Genomic DNA, 555 nt, shown 5'->3' on the forward strand with positions numbered 1-555 from the left:
GTGACCGTGCTCGCCGTCGGGACCTGGCTCGACGAGCATCCCGAGATGGCCCGGCGGATTCTCGACGGGGGGCATGACCTGGGGAATCACACGCAGCGGCACCTCGGGATCAACGACATGCCCGAGGCCGAGGCGCGTGCGGAGATCGATGCGTGTGCCGAGCGGCTCAAGCGGCTGACCGGCGGGATCGGGAACTGGTTCAGGCCGTCGCGGGCCGCGCGCGCCTCCCCGTTGGTGGTACGGCTCGCGCGGGAGGCCGGGTACCCGCACGTCCTGTCGTACGACGTCGACCCGCTCGACTTCACCTCCCCCGGCGCGGACCAGGTCGCCCGCGCGGTCCTCGGCGACGCCCGCGCGGGCTCCGTCGTGAGCCTGCACTTCGGCTACCGCGACACGGTCGCCGCCCTCCCCGTCGTCCTCGAAGAACTCGGCCGCCGCGGGCTGCGCGCGGTCACCACCACGGAGCTGCTCAGTTGAAGAGTCGTCCTGCGTTCGTCGCCCTCCTCCTCGCCGCGGCGCTCGCCGCCTGCGGCACCCAGAGCGGGGACCAGAAGA

At 73.0% G+C, this 555-nt stretch carries 1 protein-coding gene; it reads left to right on the forward strand.

What is annotated here, in order from left to right:
* Positions 1-477: polysaccharide deacetylase family protein (locus B7L92_RS38850; protein ID WP_107501756.1), on the forward strand; the 477-nt coding region annotated here is incomplete at its 5' end.
* Positions 478-555: the final 78 nt, after the last annotated feature.

Origin of the sequence: Streptomyces viridosporus, from assembly GCF_002078235.1 — a bacterium.
Taxonomy (GTDB): Bacteria; Actinomycetota; Actinomycetes; order Streptomycetales; family Streptomycetaceae; genus Streptomyces; species Streptomyces viridosporus.